Source organism: Paenibacillus vortex V453, from assembly GCF_000193415.1.
Lineage (GTDB): Bacteria > Bacillota > Bacilli > Paenibacillales > Paenibacillaceae > Paenibacillus_AQ > Paenibacillus_AQ glucanolyticus.
This window is the reverse complement of sequence record NZ_ADHJ01000025.1, coordinates 329,099-347,297: the sequence shown is the minus strand read 5'-3', so window position 1 is coordinate 347,297 and position 18,199 is coordinate 329,099. Positions and strand designations below refer to the sequence as shown.

15 protein-coding genes are annotated in these 18,199 nt (G+C 49.0%); 10 read left to right on the top strand and 5 right to left on the bottom strand.

The window, feature by feature from the left end:
• Nucleotides 1–822, top strand: a complete 822-nt coding sequence (locus tag PVOR_RS16515) for a GNAT family N-acetyltransferase (protein WP_006210533.1) — start codon at nt 1–3, stop codon at nt 820–822.
• A gap of 149 nt (nt 823–971) precedes the next feature.
• Here the strand turns inward: PVOR_RS16515 and PVOR_RS16510 are convergent, their stop codons facing one another.
• Nucleotides 972–2,081, bottom strand: a complete 1,110-nt coding sequence (locus PVOR_RS16510; protein WP_006210532.1) for a glycerol dehydrogenase — start codon at nt 2,079–2,081, stop codon at nt 972–974.
• Between the two features lie 349 nt (nt 2,082–2,430).
• Here PVOR_RS16510 and PVOR_RS16505 point away from each other — a divergent pair, with 349 nt between their 5' ends.
• The 7 genes from PVOR_RS16505 to PVOR_RS16475 all read left to right on the top strand — a co-directional run bounded on the left by PVOR_RS16505 (nt 2,431) and on the right by PVOR_RS16475 (nt 10,251).
• On the top strand, nt 2,431–3,300 hold the full coding sequence (locus tag PVOR_RS16505; RefSeq protein ID WP_006210531.1) for a hypothetical protein: 870 nt from the start codon (nt 2,431–2,433) through the stop codon (nt 3,298–3,300).
• Nucleotides 3,301–3,704: 404 nt separating this feature from the next.
• A complete protein-coding gene (locus tag PVOR_RS16500; protein WP_006210529.1) occupies nt 3,705–5,201 on the top strand; it encodes an Lsa family ABC-F type ribosomal protection protein in 1,497 nt (498 codons plus the stop codon).
• Nucleotides 5,202–5,335: 134 nt separating this feature from the next.
• The gene (locus PVOR_RS16495; RefSeq protein ID WP_006210528.1) at nt 5,336–5,545 is read left to right on the top strand and encodes a DUF896 domain-containing protein; all 210 of its coding nucleotides are present in this window, start codon (nt 5,336–5,338) and stop codon (nt 5,543–5,545) included.
• Nucleotides 5,546–5,703: 158 nt separating this feature from the next.
• Entirely contained in the window at nt 5,704–6,306 is a 603-nt protein-coding gene (locus tag PVOR_RS16490) for an RNA polymerase sigma factor (protein ID WP_006210527.1), read from the top strand.
• Nucleotides 6,233–7,549: a DUF4179 domain-containing protein gene (locus PVOR_RS16485; protein WP_040680674.1), complete on the top strand. Its 1,317-nt coding sequence runs from the start codon at nt 6,233–6,235 to the stop codon at nt 7,547–7,549. The genes PVOR_RS16490 and PVOR_RS16485 overlap by 74 nt, the downstream gene beginning before the upstream one ends.
• Nucleotides 7,550–8,054: 505 nt before the next feature.
• Nucleotides 8,055–9,458, top strand: a complete 1,404-nt coding sequence (locus PVOR_RS16480) for an outer membrane protein assembly factor BamB family protein (protein WP_006210525.1) — start codon at nt 8,055–8,057, stop codon at nt 9,456–9,458.
• A 466-nt stretch (nt 9,459–9,924) separates the two neighbouring features.
• Nucleotides 9,925–10,251: a hypothetical protein gene (locus PVOR_RS16475; protein WP_006210524.1), complete on the top strand. Its 327-nt coding sequence runs from the start codon at nt 9,925–9,927 to the stop codon at nt 10,249–10,251.
• A gap of 196 nt (nt 10,252–10,447) precedes the next feature.
• Here the strand turns inward: PVOR_RS16475 and PVOR_RS16470 are convergent, their stop codons facing one another.
• From PVOR_RS16470 to PVOR_RS16455, 4 genes are all read right to left on the bottom strand, one after another.
• Nucleotides 10,448–12,823, bottom strand: a complete 2,376-nt coding sequence (locus tag PVOR_RS16470; protein ID WP_006210523.1) for an ABC transporter permease — start codon at nt 12,821–12,823, stop codon at nt 10,448–10,450.
• 6 nt (nt 12,824–12,829) lie between these two features.
• Nucleotides 12,830–13,594, bottom strand: coding sequence for an ABC transporter ATP-binding protein (locus PVOR_RS16465; protein ID WP_006210522.1), 765 nt, complete (start codon nt 13,592–13,594; stop codon nt 12,830–12,832).
• Between the two features lie 90 nt (nt 13,595–13,684).
• Nucleotides 13,685–15,133, bottom strand: coding sequence for a HAMP domain-containing sensor histidine kinase (locus tag PVOR_RS16460; RefSeq protein ID WP_006210521.1), 1,449 nt, complete (start codon nt 15,131–15,133; stop codon nt 13,685–13,687).
• Nucleotides 15,134–15,139: 6 nt separating this feature from the next.
• Nucleotides 15,140–15,847: a response regulator transcription factor gene (locus tag PVOR_RS16455; RefSeq protein ID WP_006210520.1), complete on the bottom strand. Its 708-nt coding sequence runs from the start codon at nt 15,845–15,847 to the stop codon at nt 15,140–15,142.
• A 213-nt stretch (nt 15,848–16,060) separates the two neighbouring features.
• On the opposite strand from PVOR_RS16455, the gene PVOR_RS31895 reads away from it, so the two are divergent.
• Nucleotides 16,061–17,026: a BglG family transcription antiterminator gene (locus PVOR_RS31895; RefSeq protein ID WP_234972989.1), complete on the top strand. Its 966-nt coding sequence runs from the start codon at nt 16,061–16,063 to the stop codon at nt 17,024–17,026.
• Complete coding sequence (locus tag PVOR_RS31890) at nt 17,016–18,173, top strand: BglG family transcription antiterminator (RefSeq protein ID WP_234972988.1); 1,158 nt, start codon at nt 17,016–17,018, stop codon at nt 18,171–18,173. Before PVOR_RS31895 ends, PVOR_RS31890 begins: the two co-directional genes overlap by 11 nt.
• Nucleotides 18,174–18,199 lie beyond the last annotated feature (26 nt).

The window sequence follows — 18,199 nt, the reverse complement described above, 5'->3', positions numbered from 1 at the left end:
ATGCTAACAACACAACAGCTGAAAGATATTGAACAATTGCAAAAAGAGTGTGAAATTCATGATCATGTGCAATTAAAGCTAAACTGGGAAATGCTTGAAGCACGTGAAGCGGACCCGCTGGATTTTTTTCATTATGAGCATGACGAACTTGTAGCGTTTATAGGCTTGTATCCTTTCGGTTCTACAGTTGAAGTATGCGGCATGGTGAAGGTGAGTGAGCGTCGAAAGGGGCATTTCACGCGCTTGTTCCATCAAGCAATGGAGCAAGTCAAGCTCAACGGATACAGGAGAATCTTGTTGAACGCACCGGCAGGATCAGAAGCCGGCCGAGCATTCTTGAATAAACTGGGCGCTGAGCATGCATTCTCGGAATATCAAATGGAGTGGCAGGAAATGACTCTTCCGGAAACGGATGATATTAATCTGAGGCAGGCAACATCGGAAGACTACGAAATGAGTGTACGGTTATCCGTTGAGGCGTTCGGATTGGATGAAGAAGACGCCCGGGCGACAGAAGGCAATTACCTCACGGATAAATCGGATAACCTGATGATTGATGTGAACGAAGAAGCGGTAGGCAAAGTTCGGGTAAGCCATAAAGAGGGACAGGCGTGGATTTACGGATTTTGTATCTTGCCGAAACATCAGGGCCAAGGTATAGGCAGAAAAGTGTTGTGTAAAATCGTTAAACAACAGAGCTCGGCCGGATATTCGGTGCACTTGGAAGTCGAAACGAAAAACGGTCAAGCACTGGGGTTATACGAATCGGTAGGATTTAGAGTAGTGCACGCACAAGATTACTATCATTATCCATGTGGATAATCTAGAAGCCGCCGTGCAGGCGAGCGGTTAACCATGTTAATAGGCCACATTAAAGGATCAAGTCGCTTGCGTAATGAAGCAAGAACTTGATCCTTTTTTAATCCACTTATTAAATTCAAAACCGCTAGCAATCATAGTGTTCCAAGCCACTATTTACGTATTTTATCTTTATAAGCTTTGGCATATTGGTCCGCTGCAAAAATGGCATCTGCAACATCATCTGCCGAAACGTTAAATGCATTATGGATGGTTTCACCCTTAGTAGTTGCAGCATGTGCCACCTTCATGATATCTTCTCTCGAAGCGTTTTTTAGATGAATATCCTCTAGTGTAACCGGCAGGCCTAAACTAATATAAAATGCGATATAACGTTCAATTTCCTCTAAGGAATGTTGTTCTAACGCTAGTTGAACCAGCGTTCCAAATGCTACTTTCTCCCCATGAGACAGGTGATGGATATCGCCTTCCAATGCAGTAAATCCATTGTGAATCGCATGCGCGGCAGCTAATCCTCCGCTTTCGAATCCTAATCCGCTAAGAAGGGTATTCGCTTCTACAACAGCTTCCAAGGCAGGAGTCACTACTTTGGCCTTCACGGATTCATAGGCAAGGTGGCCATATTTGAACAGCACTTCTTCACATTTTTCTGCAATGGCTTCACCTGCAATCGTTGTTACGCCTCCCGCCATGGTGTGGCCGCCAAAAGCAATAACGCTTCTTGCTTCTACCCAAGTCGCCAATGCATCCGCAATGCCAGAAGCCAGCAGACGGGGCGGAGCTTCTGCGATTATTTTGGTGTCAACAAGAACCAGGTCGGGATTTTTGTTATAAAAGCGATAACTATCAAAGGTGCCTTCATCGGAATATACCACCGAAAGAGCACTGGTTGGGGCATCTGTCGAAGCTGCAGTTGGAATGATGACCGTGTAGGCGTTCACTTCATCGGATACTCCTTTTGCCGTATCGAGAGTTTTTCCGCCTCCCACACCAATAACGACCGTAGCTTGAACATTCTTTGCAATCTCTGCAATCCTATTGATTTCTATTTTGGAAGCTTCACCATTGAAAATGACTTTCTCAGAAGAAATGTTTGCCTTCTCTAATTCTTGTACAACCTTGTCTCCGGCTATGCCCCAAACCATTTCATCAGCAATCACAATGGTTTTACTGCCCATTCCCTTCATGTATTCTCCGATTTTTTCCAATGCATTTTTACCTTGCACATACTTGGATGGACTTATATAAACTCTTAATGACATGATGCATTCATCCTTTTCAAATATATTTTGTCTAGAGCCCGGTCTCCTATACATTAACCTTTCCCCAATCAGAAATAACTTATGTAAGCACAAAAGGTTAGGAATTCAAGGATAATCGGACCCAAGGCTTAATTATTCGGTCTTGAATAAGAGTGAGCACGCAAAATGTCGGCTGAATAGGACTTTGTGCTGGTCGAAATCGTCCGCATTTATAGATAGATAGAAAGAATCATTTTTTCGGGAAGATCGGCGAATTGGGTGTACGACCGGCGCTGAATATAATACGATCAGACAAAGTCTTCTGCTGATTAACACGAATAGAACCGAAGCGGATAAACGGAGGGATACGATGAAATTACTAAAGACGATCGCGGTTACATTGGCAGGCATCTGCTTGCTTGGCATAGGCTGTACAGGTCAGAATCAGGGAGATGAGACAACTCAGGTGCAACTCAAGCAATCCGGCAGCAATATTCGGGTTCCCCACAATGAGCGGCTCCACTTATCCACCGACCAAAAGTGGATCGAGCAAGAAGGGCATCAATCCGATCTGATTCGGCTCCAATGGACCGCAGAAAGGGCCAAACCCGCGATCGTATGGATGGACGAGAAGGGTAAGGACAAGACGGCGATCATCTCGCACGATAAGGCAAACAATCCGGAGCAGCGAGACCATAAGCATATCTCGTTCGAGACAACCATGTCGCCGACCGGCGAATATCCGAACCAGCTGTTCACTCGATTTGAGATCCCTTTTGACACCGATGTAAGTGAAATCCGTACTCATTCTTCGAACTTCAATGTCATGAGCGGCATTTTGCGAGTAGCAGGGGAAAGTGGAACAAACCGGGATATGCAGTTCAGTGTAGCGGGTGAGGACAATGAGACGACAGCCAGATGGGCCATTCGGGCCGATAGTTCGGAGGAATCGGGTGACAATTCCGGGGCCGATCTGCAATTTGTGCGTTACGCCGATGATGGCGAAGTTGTTGATTCCCCGCTTACCGTTCAACGCAGCAGCGGCCATGTCGGAATAGGGACGAATGACCCTGATACCAAGCTTGATGTAAACGGGGACAAACTTCGAATCCGCGAGAAATATACGCCGGCTTCTTCTACAGATGCCTGCAGTCAGGGTCAGATGGCATGGGATGAAGAATATGTCTATGTCTGCGTGACCGAAAACAAGTGGAAACGAACAGAAATTTCCACTTGGTAACAGGGATATTGGGAGACAAGAGCTGTCTCCTTCCGCGTATTCTTGACCTTCACTGATGGATATGCTAAGTTGTGTTCATATAAAAGGAAGCTTAAGGGGAGGGATAAAGCGATGACGGAATTAGAGGTTGTGGATGTTCTTGTGAACCTGTCATCTTCGCGATTTATTGGCATGGTTCACTTTATAAACAATCAGTTACCGGAACTTTATCCCCCCATATCGATATATGCCTAGCGCTTTTTGAATGTCTGCCGCTCAGGTTTATTAGGAATAGGGTCGGGTTTGCGTAAGCGCCGAGAAGCACTGGTTGGACCGGTGCTTCTCGGCGTTTTCCATGACTTCCGTGTAACGGGCGGGATCGAAGGTAGATATTCTCGCCAACACTCAGTTGGAGGTCGATTTTGATGTCACAGATTCAAGTTTCGAACTTGACGTTTGCCTACGAAGGCACTTACGATAACATTTTTGAGAACGTTCATTTCCAGATTGATACCGATTGGAAATTAGGATTTACCGGCAGAAACGGCAGAGGCAAGACCACGTTCCTCCGTCTCCTGTTAGGAGAGCTCGAGTATAGCGGGACGATCTCCGCAAGCGTTGAATTCGAGTATTTTCCGTTCGAGGTCGAGCATAAAGAATATCTTACGATCGACGTAATTGAAGAGGTGCATCCGGACTATTTGCACTGGAAGCTCGTTCGAGAGCTAAACTGGTTGAAGATCTCGGAGGATGTCCTGTATCGTCCGTTCGAGACGTTATCTAACGGTGAGCAGACCAAGGTGCTTCTCGCAACACTATTTATTAAGGAGAACCGTTTCTTGCTGATTGACGAGCCAACGAACCACCTCGACTTGCATGCGAGACAACTGGTTGCCGATTACCTTGGCCGAAAAAGCGGATATATCCTGGTCTCTCATGACCGGGCCTTTCTGGATCGCTGTGTGGATCATATCTTATCCATCAACAAAACAAATATTGAAATCCAGAAAGGGAACTTCTCGACATGGTGGGAGAACAAGCAGCGACAGGATCAATTCGAGCTGGCGCAGAACGAGAAGCTGAAGCGGGATGTTCAGCGATTGTCGGAATCCGCCAGGCGGACCAGCGGCTGGTCGCATGAAGTGGAGAGCACCAAGAACGGCACGAGAAATTCAGGCTCCAAAGTAGACAAAGGCTACATCGGCCACAAGGCAGCCAAAATGATGAAACGTTCGAAAGCCATCGAACAACGGCAGCAGTCCGCCATTGAGGAGAAGAGCAAACTTCTCAAGAATATCGAGAGCGCGGAGAGCTTGCAAATTGCCCCGCTTCATTATCACAAGGAGCGTCTCGCTGAGCTGGATCATGTGTCGATCTACTACGATGGGCACCAAGTAAGCGAGGATGTGTCGTTCGAGATCGAGCGAGGGGAGCGGGTTGCGCTGTCCGGAGCGAACGGTTCCGGCAAGTCCAGTTTCATGAAGCTGATCTGTGGCGAGGATATTTCATACAGCGGAGGGTTCCAGAAGGACACCCAGCTGCAAATATCCTATGTATCCCAAGACACATCCCATCTTCAAGACGATTTGTCCGATTACGCAAAAAGCCACGGCATTGATGAGAGCCTGTTTAAATCCATCTTGCGCAAGCTTGATTTCTCCAGACTGCAATTCGAGAAGGACATGGCCACATACAGCGGCGGTCAGAAGAAGAAGGTATTAATCGCCAGAAGCCTTAGCGAAAGAGCACACTTGTATGTTTGGGATGAGCCGCTTAATTTCGTAGATGTGATCTCAAGGATGCAGATTGAAGAGCTGCTGCTCGAATACAAGCCGACACTTCTGTTCGTAGAACATGACAGCGAATTCGTTCATAACGTTGCGACCAAGGTCGTAGAACTATCCCACTGTGCAACGCCATAAATAGGCAGCGTGATCTCTATCAGGAAGAATGCGTCTATTGCACGTATGGTTTTTTTACAGTAAACTGACAGGTACAACCTGATAGACGGAAGGATGAATGATAACGATGACCATTCCTTCATTGCATAGAATTAATGAGCTTAGCCGCAAGACAAAAAAACGAAGGTCTGACCCCGGCAGAACAAGACGAGCAGCAGCAGCTTCGTCAGGAATATTTACAAGCGATCCGAGGACAAGTGTTATCCACCATGTCTACGCTGAAAGTGGTAGACCCGAACGGTGATGACGTAACCCCGGTGAAACTGAAAATAACGCAGCAGCAGAACCCGTCCAGGCTGCATTAAGCTCTGAAATCGGCATTGTGTAATGGATTTAAAAGACCTCCGCAACCTCTTAGGGAAAGGATATCCGCTTCCCATCGAGATTGGTTGTGGAGGTTTTTTTGTGCGAAATGAACTTTTGTTATGACTGCGATCTCTTATCTATGAAGAGGGGGGACCATATGAACGTAAGCCGTCTTGTCAGACAAGCCCAAAGAGGCAACAAAGAAGCTTTATTACAGCTCATCCTGGCCGAACAGGACGCTTATTATCGCCTGGCATATAGCTACATGGGGAATGAGTATGATGCGATGGATGCCATGGAGGACATGATTGTTACACTTTACGAGAAGCTGGAACAACTGAAAAAGGGGGAAGCCTTCTACAGTTGGAGCAAGACCATCCTGGTCAATCGCTGCAAAACATTACTCCGCAAAAAAGAACGATTTCTTCCACTCGGAGATGAGCAGGAATCCGTGCTTACTGCATTAATTGAGGATAATCCATATCGTTTGACGGAGTCTGAACTGAATATGCAGGAGCTGCTGTCTCATCTGAATCCACGGCAGCGGGAAGCGATTGAACTTCGGTACGTGCACGATCTTCCGTATCAGGCCATTGCGGACATAACCGGTACGCCGATAGGTACGATTAAATCCAGAATTTCGCAAGGAATACTTAAGCTGAAAGCTATGATCGGAGGTGATCGTTATGAGGACGATCGAGGAGAGATTAGAGGAGCACAAGCAGGACATGAGTACGATGCAGGCACCGCCGGAACTTGAAGGCAGACTTCGACATGCACTAGAGGAGACACCTGCCCGCAAGAAAAAAATGAATCGAGCAGCAACGTGGGTGTTATCGTCAGCCGCGGCACTCCTGCTGCTTGTTGGAACCTATCAATATCCTGCATTTGCTTATTACGGAAGCATGCTGCTTAACAAAATCGAGCTTAGCTCGCTCAGCTTCGCGGAAGTGGCGGAGCAGGGGTACGGGCAAACGGTGAACAAAAGCAAAACGCTAAATGACGGCACGGTTATTACCATTGATGGTGTGATTGCGGATGATAATGGTCTGCTTATGTATTACACCATCGATCGTACCGATGGATCTGTGTTTACGGATAACGGTTCGTTTCGCTACGGCGTGAACCATATTCATGGTTTCTTGACGGATTCAGACCCGAAGGAAGGTAATGGAAATCATAGCCAAGATGAGACTCAGTTTGAAGGCGTATATAAATTCGAGCCGGTTAGTCCATTCTCCCGAACATTAACCGTGACCTTCAGTGAATGGCTGGAGAATGGAAAGCGAGCTACCTATCCGATCTCCTTCAAATTTGAAGCGAACAAAGCGATGAAGAGCATCGTTAAAGAAGACATAGCCCAAGCTATTCCCGTCGATCAAGGATCTGTTCACTATGATGCCATTATCGCCTCACCGACATCAACCATCGTCAAGGGGCATTACGAAATGAAGTATGAGGGAGCCCCGAGATTTCCAGCCAGGACGAGTCTCTACGTGAATGGGGTGGAGGTGAAGTCGTGGGGAATGCGGGCGGATCATTCCGGACCCAAGGGCAGCCCGGCATTTGAACTTGAATTTGACGTGCTTCCGACAGACAGGGTTAAAACCATAGAACTGGTTCTGAACAATTTCAGCGGCTATCAGAAGGTAGAAAAGCCTATTTCCCTGGCGTCACCATCGGATCAATCGATCCGCATCGGCGATGAGAAGTTATGGATTCGAAGTGTTACCCCAACCGCTTCGGGTTATGATATCGTGATCGCGAGAAAACAATTTACCCTCTTGGAGAAGGAACATGTATCCGTGCAGGCGGGGGGCAAGACCGTTCCTGTTTCATCTATTTCCCAATCACGTCCTTGGGATCTGAAGAACGGCAATATCCTGCGGGAACAAACCTATTCGTTCAAGACAACCGAGAAGCCGGAGCTTCTGCTGCTGAACGAATTTCACTATATTAAAACCTATGATAAAAGCGTATATATACCGGTGAATTCTCCATAATCAACTGCTTCGATTTCATTACAGTGCCCTACAAGTAGAACGAACACTGCTTGGGGGCATTTTTCCTGTTCAAATGGGAACGCATGGGATAAATTGCTAACTCAACAACATACTAACTCGCAAGAGGTGGTAAAAATTGCAGCAATCGTAGGAGCAGAATCTTCAACATATTGAACAGCAAGTCCGGGATTTGCTTCGTATTCTCGGACATCTGAAGTTCGCGCTCACGCCGACGCATATCTCATCCGAGCTTCCGGGAGAAATGGTGGGCAATCTGTAGAACGGTAAAGTCATCATCCTGATTGACCAGTTCTTATTTGCTTTTTCTTTTCCAGCGATCATAACCGATTTGTGGTCAACAACGCTGGATGTCAACTATCCTTATCTGTTTCAGGTTTTTTTACGGAGTATACGGGCGTCAAAAAAACGTGTATGAAACATTTTCCTGCCATTACACGTTATATTGTCGAAGGACAAGAAACTATTACTGAATGGAGGACAGCCCATGTTGATCAACAAGAAGAAACCATGGTGCCAACATCCAAGGAATCGACGAAGCAAGCGTCTTGTATCGGGTATTGTTGCTAGCATACTTACTTTACAAGGAATCATGGCGTTAGTGCCGTCGCAAGTTTATGCGGAAACCGCCGATTTATCGCTCCGAAACTGGCATGCATCCTCACATATCTCTGTACCGACTATAAAGCCATCTTGGACGATGCAGGTAGACAATTATCTGGACATGTACGATACCTATGAAGGTCACCATGCAATCGCTGAGGAAGGGAAAGTATTTACGTTCGCCGACCAACAATTGATTGCTATCGATGCGAGGACGGGGAAACGGTTATGGAGTTATGGCAAGGATCTACAGCCTTATGTGACGTATGGCAATGGCGTCGTATATGGGCTGTCTGCTGATCATATGCCGTTTGCTCTTCATGCCAAGACAGGAAAGCTGCAATGGAAGTCCGGCACATCCACATTCATCGATACACGTCTGCGTACGGAGGTAATGATTCCGACATCCGACATGCTTTATGCCATCAATGGAAGCGTGACATTTGCATTTGATCGTGCGAAAGGCAAACTGCGGTGGGAGGCCAACGAGCCGTTAGCAGATGGACATGGAACAGCTTATCTGGAAGAAGCGGATGGTGTCATTCTCCGTACGTTCATGGTTCAAGGAGCGCTCTCATCCGTTCAGTTGAATGCGTATGACAAGAAGACGGGCAAGAAGCTGTGGGGACATTTCGGTCAGGGAGAAGCGCTGACAATCAAAAACGGCCTCGTATATTCGATTGATTACTATTCTCCTCAGTTACTCGATTATCAGTCCGTGCCGGATCGCAAAGTAATCGTGAACGCGTATAATCTCAAGAGCGGGATTCAGAAGGGAAGCCGCGAATTCACCTGGAAGCTGGAGCATGAACCGCCGTACGAGTACGGCCGGGGTGGCGTATTTCTAAGCGGTGGCAAGCTATATATCGAACAAGGCAATCAGGTGGCAGAGTATCCTTTTGACGATTACAAGACGGGTGAAGTGCCACTGAGAGCCTTGAGTAGTCCTTACGGTGAAGAGTGGATATTACTTGGCGTGGTTCAGGACAGATTGATGTACAGGGACTATAAGACAGGGGAAATGAAGGGCGTTAAGCTGGCAAATGGTCAACCGGTAGTGTTGAGTGGTGACGCTCCGATTTCACAGATTGACGTATACGATAAAGGAATGTACCGAGCGCAGCGCAATGGCACGCTGCTTGGCATTAACATACAGACGGCCAAGCCGGCCTTTAGAGTAACAACAGGTGCAGATCTGCACGAGTCAACCTTGAAGACGGGGGATATGGTGATCATCCAGGCGGAAGGCAAACTCCTCGGAATAAAAATACCGGCTTCATTGCGTTAGGCGAATCAGAATAGAGTTTGAAATCGTTCTTCTAATTGACTATGGAGCCGCATAACTTGCGGCTCTATTTGTTGTATGTAATGAGTTTTAGTAACCATCACGTATGTAATCCTTACTTAAGCTATGGACGATGAAATAGATGAGAACACAGCGGCTGTTACACTGCTTCTGATTAAGTATCGATCGTATCGATGGATCTATATTTACGCCTGAGCTTGAACCAGTCCGGGGTCTTCTGATTACACTGATCAACCTGGGTTTGATTGATGACGCTGTTGCCTTGTAGTCATGGAGAAGAAGTGCATCTGCCCAAGCGGCAGATGCATTTCTTCTATACTCTATGAAGGTCAGCGTCTGCCCGCTTTATATAGTTTGGGAGGAAAAGAGGTGCGGAGGATGACTAAAAAAAGTATGGAGACAAGAAAAAAAACGTTTAATTCAATCAGGCATACTCTTTTCTCTCGGTATGTTTCTGGGTATTCTGCTAGGCAACTATGTGAACATAACCCCCAAGCAATATTACCGTCCGGGACAGGGGGCAGTATGGTATAACCTAGCCCTTAATAACATGGGTGCAGCTCTCCTCATTGCAGGCACTGGTTTTCTGTTTTCCATTCCAACCATCATTATGCTGCTGTTTAACGCACGGGCGGTCAAGCAACGAGAGAAAATTCCCTGGGGGAAGGAAGCCAGACAGAGCGCTGCTTTGTTTGCTGTGGTCATGGCGATGCTGATCGCTGCAAGTCTGATTGAAGCCCATATAACTCCGGTTATCATGGATTGGACACGATGATATTCTCTCGTACCTAAAGAGTCTCGGTACCCATTTGAGAGTGGAGCCTGACTTAGACGATATCATAGGAAGAGACGGCCTCCCGAGAATTCAGGGGCCGTCTCTTGTTTTTTAACAGCCTTATGCACGGCTGTCCACTTGTGTGGTTATGACCCGCATGTTCTGGTCTTCTGGAATCTGCTGCTCAAGACGGAACTCATGAATCGGTGACCAGGACGCGTAAGGAGGTACGGCACAGGGTTCGCGATGCCAGCCAGCAGCCGCTGACGGCGATGACCAGGGCGATCAATGTCAGGCCAATGGCAAGCGGCCACTCCATGATCAGCGGCAGTTTGACAATGCCGTATGCAGACAGCAAACCACGCAGCACGGCTGGCAGTATGTAAATGCCGCACACCATGCCAACCATTGCACCAAGCGCACCCAGTACGGCAATGCCGCTTGTCAAGGCGCGACGGATGTCTGATACCGTCAGGCCAAGCGAAGCATAAATCCCGTATGTTTTTGTTTCCTTGCGAATATGCAGTCGGCAAGTGCTATAAACAATCAGGCACGTAACTGCAAGGAACAGAAGAGCCAGCATACTCATCGGAATGAGCAGCACGGCGGCAGCTTCCTTAAATACGGAATCAAGCAGCACCTCCTGCTTCATAGCCTGAATGACAGGGCCGTAACGTTGGTTTAGCTGTTGGACAAATTTATCGCTATCCGCCGGGTTCCATAGATGAACAAACCCCGCATCTGGATTTAATGGACCGACAAGTTCCGATGTGACCCGGGCTATATTCGACAAGTTGGAAATGGACTGAAACGTGCCGGTGATCAGCAGCTGATGCTCTTTTCCTTCAATGTAGATCGTGAGTGTATCGCCAATACCTTTGTGCAATTTGCGGGCAATATTGATTCCAATCGATATTTCATTAGACAGAACTGGATTTCGGCCAGAAAGCGAGGCTAATCCCATCTCGTCCATGCTGCCCACCACAACGGTCAGAGGGAGGCTGAACGTCGCCTGATGATGGCTACCGGGCTCCGCGATGACGCCGTTGGCCGAACCGGACCAATTCAGGCTGAAAACCCGGGGATCGTTCTCGATATAAGACTGCATGTCGGTCCGGTCCAATCCCTCACCGTTGATCACCATAATGGCGATATCCGCGTCGTCATATCCCCATTGGGCCGAGGTTTCGCTGATACGATAGACACTGGTTACCAGGAGTGTGCCAAAAACGAGCACAGCCGCGGTAATGCTCATTAACAGAAAGATCAGCGCAGCTCCTTTTTTGTTGCCGGTCACATGCTTCCAGCCGATCACTGCGGGCACAGACCACCGGTCCAGCAGCCGGGTACGGGTTCCGTGACGATGGGCATGGGAATGCGAAGACTCTGACATGCCGTATCGGATCGCCTGTATCGGTTCGATACGGCGTGTTTTGCCTGCGTAGAGGACAACGCATAACAGGATGATGAACAGCATGCCGACGCCGGTCCAGATCGTGATTCCCACCGACTGCACGGAAACAGGTGTTGTATCGGATTTGAGGAAGGAGAGAGAATTCTGGATGATGACATTCGAGAGCAGACGGCTGCCGATCAGGGCAGGAATCAAGGCGATCCCCGTGATGAAACCGTATTGGAGCATATAAGTGCCGATAATGCGTTCAGAGGACATACCGACCGATTTGAGAATCCCGATGGTACGGTAGTTGGCAAGGATCGTGTCCGTGATCGTAAACCCGATGGTAAGCAGGGCTACAACAATCATGACCAGTCCAAGGCAACTCATAACGAAGCCAATCACTTTGTTCATGATAAAGTAAAAGGCGGACAACTCGGCAAACGAGATGCGTTCCTCCAAAAACGGCGTTCCGAGCGCCTGCTCAAAGCGCTGCCAGTATGCTTCGCTTTGTTCGGGATGTGCAAAGCGAAGCGACAACATATATTGCTCCGGGGTAGACAGGCCTCCCATGGTTGACTGATAGTCGGCTTCGTTCATCCAAATGCGGGCCGAGGTGGAGAATGGGCCGCCATGAGACAAGTCAATGACAATGGCACTAATCGTGAACTGTACCGGGGCTGCCCCGGAGGTGAACACCAATTCATCCCCGACCTCCATTCCGTATTTGTACGCGAGGGAGGTGGGTATCCATACTGTACCTTCTTCCGGTTTGGTCAGATGGGCTGGACCTGCAGCAGGGAGGGGGTTATTGACTCCATGAGGCATGGGCGGTGTATTGATCATATACAGATAAAGATTGGGCAATTCTTCCCCGTTATAAGAGAGGCCAGTCCAAGGCTTGTAAGGAACCAAGCTGGAGGCGCTCACACCGTCCTGGGCTGACCACCATTCGGCCACCATGCGTTCATCATGCAGCCCGCGGGTCATATTTATGATCTCATGAGCACCCTGAGCAGCCGAATGTCGCTCCTCAAATACACTTTCCGTATTCTGCAAAACAATGAAAGCGGTGCTGACTAACAGCGCAGACAGTGCAATCAGCAGTGCAATCAGCGCGTTTTGCATTTTTCTCTTGCGAATATTTCCCCAGCACAGCGTCAATATGGCCTGCATCTTGGGCTACCTCCTCCCGGTGACATAAGCAAAAATCATCGCTTCCCGCTCGGAGGCTTGCTCTGGTGCATAAGGCCCCATATCCAGCGTTCCGCCAATCTTGCCATCGCGAATGTAGATGAGGCGGTTGCCGCGGCATGCTGCCTTCATATCGTGAGTAACCATGACAATCGATTGACCGTCGGCATTCATGCCGCTCAGGATGTCGAGTACAGTAACGCCTTGTTCGTAGTTGAGACTGCCGGTGGGCTCATCGGCAAAAACGATATCCGGGTTGTTGATGAGCGCCCTGGCGATGGCAGCTCGTTGCTGCTGACCACCGGATACCTGGGACGGCAGTCGGCTGCCTTCTTTTTCAAGGTAGAGGCTTGTCATCAGTTCGTGCGCTCTTTGTTTCACAGCTTCTTTGTCCCGGTTTGCAATATAACCAGGCAGAGCAATGTTATCGAACAGGGTTAAATCCGGTACAAGATTGCTGTTCTGATAGATGAAGCCGATCTGATTGGCACGAAAGCGTGCAAGTTCCTTGGCAGAAAATTGATTAAGCTGCTGTCCCTGAAGCTGGACTTCTCCGGCTGTGACCGCGTCGAGCCCGCTAAGCAAATAAAGCAAGGTCGATTTCCCGGACCCGGAATCTCCCATAATGACGGTAAAGTCTCTTTCGTAAATTGACAGATCGACATTGCGAACGGCATGGTACTGCTCCTTGCCGGTGGTATAGGTTTTGCATAAGTTGGAAGCTTGCAGCATGATGGTTTTGCTTGTAGGCATGATAGAGTCTCCTTTCTTCACTAGCTTCCAAAGTATAGCGGACAATTCTTGCACATTTGTTATCAAATTATAAATAAAGTATGACAGGGGTCAGCTTAACGGCAGCGTTAAGCAGAAAGTTGTTCCCTGCTGTTGTTTGCTGTGAAATTCGATCGTGCCGCCATGCGCTTCCATGATATATTTACAAATCGACAATCCGAGTCCGACCCCGTGCCGCTGGGCCAGTTTCGTGCGGTCCGGGACACTTCCCTGGTAGTAACGCTCGAAGATAAAGGGCATATCCTGCGGAGAAATCCCGCTGCCCGTATCAGAGACGATGATCCGCAAGCAGGACCATTCGGTTTGTTCCTCCACAGCGAGCGTGATCGTATCCCCGGGCTCGGTATGCTTCAGGGCATTTGTGACGAGGTTGGCGATGACCTGCTCGATACGCACGGCATCAATAAAGACAAGGACGTTTGGAATAGTGGAGGGCTCTTCGCAGTTCACACCCATTGTACGAATGTAGTGGGCCATTGTCCGGAATATGGGCTCAAGCGCTGACGAGCTATACTGCTCCAGTGGATGTACCGCAATCTGTTCCAGATCGCGCAGGGCATGCAGCAGCAAATCGTCGACAAGCACGGCCATTTTGCTGGTATTTGCATGTACAACCTCAAGATAAGCCATCACGCTGGGCAGATCGGGGCAGATACCTTCACGAATCGCATCCACATAGGCTTTGATGGTCGCCAGCGGAGTTTTTAAGTCATGGGACAGATTGGAAATCAATTCTTTGTGCGACTGGTTATGTGCAGCTTGCAGCATATGTAAATTACGAATTTCCTCTCGCATGAGGTCAAAGACGGCATAGAGCTCTCCGACCTCGTTATCGCTCGTCCATTCGGCGCGCTGCTCGTAATCGCCTTTCAAGATAGCTTCCGCGTAAGGCTTAAGCTCGGCGATGGGTTGAACCAGATCGCGCTGCACCCGGCGTCCGATGGAGAAGAATAAATAAAGCAGCGTCAAAAAGGCCAGCGTAAGCAGCGTCCATGGCACAAGGATAACCGGGCTCGAGGCGGGTAACGCTGCGGCCATTACATGCGCAGGAACAGTAAACTGGGCGTAGCCGATTAAGGCGCTGGATTCGGCGTCCAGCAGCGGAAACGCAAGATGATAATCGGGCGGTTCGCTGTCAGAAATACGCAGCGTATAGTCCAGTTCAAAACGCGGATAAATATGCTGCAAGGATGGCAAGGATGAATGATCGCTATCATAGACCATCGTGCCGTCCGGAAGCACAACCTTGAGGCTGATGGTTGTCTCCTTGCTCCAGTCGTTCAATTTCTGCCGAAGCGGTGCATCGGACAGCAGCAGTTCGGTATGCTCCTTCTCCATGGTGTGCACAATCGGATTAGTCAGCACACGAATATGGTTGACAATGGATGACGGAGTCGGTTGGTTCGAAGGCCAAACGAGCCAACCGACGGACAGCAGCATAATAAGAAGAGATAGCCAAGCAACCAAACGCACTTTTCTATACCACAATTTCCAATTCATGGGAGGTTACTCCGTTTCTTCGGGATCGAATTTATAACCGACACCCCAAACCGTGGTGATATAGGAATGTTTGATTTCGCTTCGCTCCAGTTTCTCGCGGAGCCGCCGAATGTAAACCGTAATCGTGTTATCCTCGACAAAAGCGGAATACCCCCACACCTGATCCAGCAGCTGGGATTTGGTAAACACTTGGTTAGGATGGGAGGCGAGGAAGTAAAGCAGGTCGAATTCCTTCGCGGACAAAGATATCTCGAGATGTCCGGCCATGACCTTGCGGGCTGTTTTATCAATCGATAACGAGTCGAATCGTAATAATTGCTGTGTCGTTGCCTTAAATTTCGGATCTGCCAGTCTGCGCAAATGTGCCTGAACTCGTGCGACCAGTTCACTGAGCGAGAAGGGCTTGGTCATATAATCGTCCGCGCCAAAACCCAGAGCCAGCACTTTGTCCGTATCGCTGCTTCGAGCACTTAAGATAAGAATAGGCGCAGCGGTCAGCGTACGCAGCTTGCGGCAGACTTCAATCCCGTCGGCATCGGGCAGCGTTAGATCAAGAATGATGAAATCCGGCTGACGGTTCCGGACTTCCCGCAATCCGTCACTGGCATTCTCTGCGATAAACGCGCTGAATCCCTGAACACGCAGATAGTCGTTCACAATACGAGAGATATCCTGTTCATCTTCAATGATGAGTATGGTTTTAGGAGAATTCAATAATTGTCGCCCCTGTTCCGTATGCTTTAAATTTTCTGTTCATTATAGCATGGGACTGAAAGATACATAGAGCAAAACGAGGAGAATCTGGGCAGAGTACAGTTTTGCACAAAAGGGACTCCATGAATTGAACTGTCCCTTCTTCATTGCCCATGGGTATAATCAAGTTGCAAAAGGTACCACACTAAACGGCAAAGGAGTTGATGCCGTATTTTGGACGAACGCAGTACACGGATTCTGACCCTGCTTCATGAGGCAGCCGATTATGTATCACTGGAAGAACTGATGCAGAAGCTCGGTATCTCCAGACGAACCGTTTATTATGATATGGAAAAAGTAAACGACTGGTTGAAAGCGGTTCATCTTCCACCGGTTCAATATGTCAGGACAGCAGGCTACTATTTGCCTGATGAGAGTCGGGCGGGTCTGCCGAAGCTGGCGGGGAAGCCTCATGCACAGCAGTACTATTTGTCTCCACGAGAACGACTGGCCTGGATCTCGCTTTATCTGTTATCGGCTGTGGGGCCGCTTTTTGTACAGCATTTGACACATCTACTGCAGGTTAGTCGGGGAACTGTGCTCAAGGATTTGAATAGCGTCCGTCAGGAGATAGAGGGCGCGAGACTCAAGGTAACCTATGATCGCAAGCGAGGTTATGGTGTGCAGGGGCAAGAGCGTGACAAGCGGAAGCTGCTGAGCTATTACTTCGGGCAAATCTTCGGCAATGCTAGCTGGGAACAGGCGCTTGACCCGAACCAGGAATCCGAAAGCCACGAGCTTGCCGCGGTCTTGTTTCCGACCATGAAAGCGGACGATCTGAAGCGGGTTTATCGCTTGATCTCGGATAGTGAAATAACGCTGGGCGTAGATTTGACGGATGAGATGTTGTTTAATTTGACGGCACGCTTCCTGCTATATATACGGCGGATACAGGCAGCACAATGGATCTCAATTGATGAGGATGAGCGAAGCGTACTGCATAGAACGCCTGAGTTTGAAGCTGCTGCGCGTATTGCGGAGGGACTCGGTCCCCTGTTTGGCATCTCTTTTCCGGATGAAGAAGTTTGTTATTTTGCAATGCACCTGCTAGGAGCGAGAGTGAACCGGATGGAACAGGTGACCGGATCCGAAGAGGTACTCAAGCAGCTCCGGCAACGTTACCCAGCAGATGATCGATGATTTTCAACGATATGCCTGTGTATTTCTGCCGAACCGGGAAGCCATGGAGGAACATCTTCTGGTCCATTTGAAACCGGCTTATTACCGGATCCTGTACGGACTCGATCTTGAAAATCCGCTGCTCGAAAATATCCTTACCAAGTACAGGGAAGTGTTCGAGTTAACCCGGCGTTCCGCGGCGCCGTTCGAGCGATTGGTTGGTCGCAAACTTGATGATAACGAAATTGGATACCTCGCCATGCATTTCGGCGGCTGGCTGCGCAGAGAGAACACGAAGCCGGCCGTGAGGCGGCAGGGCGCCATCGTCTGCGTCAACGGTATTTCCGCTTCACGGATGCTGAAATCGCAGCTGGAGAACTTATTCTCGGCTGTGGATATATCAGCGGTGCTCTCGCTGCGCGATTACGAGTCATTTCATGAAGAGCGTGTCGATTTTATATTCTCGACGGTACCTCTACCGGACAGCAAAGTGCCCGTTCTCTTGGTGAATCCGATTCTAAGCGACAAGGATAAGGAGCACCTGCTGAACCAGATCAGCATGGTTGCCGGCCGTAAATCAAGAACTCAGGCCAATACAGTTCAGGCATTGCTGGACATTGTCCATAAATATGCCGCGGTAAAGGATGAGGCGGGACTTGCGGAGGAGCTTAACCACTACTTGTCCGTAGGAAAAACGTGGCTGAGCGAAGCGCGCAAGCCTTCTCTGTCGGATTTGCTTACCGAACGCATGATTCGAGTAAAGAGAGAAGCTGCTGACTGGCGGAGCGCTATACGTGAAGCCGCAGAACCTCTGCTTGAAGATGGGCATATCGATGGAGCTTACATCGATGCGATGATCTCCAAAGTGGAGGCGCTCGGTCCTTACATCGTTGTTGCGCCTGGTATCGCGATTGCACACGGCAAGCCGCAGGATGGAGTTCGGCGGCTGGGAATCAGCTTGCTGCGGCTGGAGCAGCCCGTCGCCTTCTCAGAGGAACCCCGCCATCAGGTTCAAATTATTCTGGTGCTGGCGGCGATTGACGGTGAGTCTCACCTGAAAGCGCTGTCGGAGCTGACACTCCTGCTCGGCGAGAAGGAGAACTTGACCAGACTGAAAGAGGCCAAGACGAAGGAGCAAATACTGCAGCAATTGCAAAGCAGTCATTAGCGCCAATTTAGCGCCAATTAGAATAC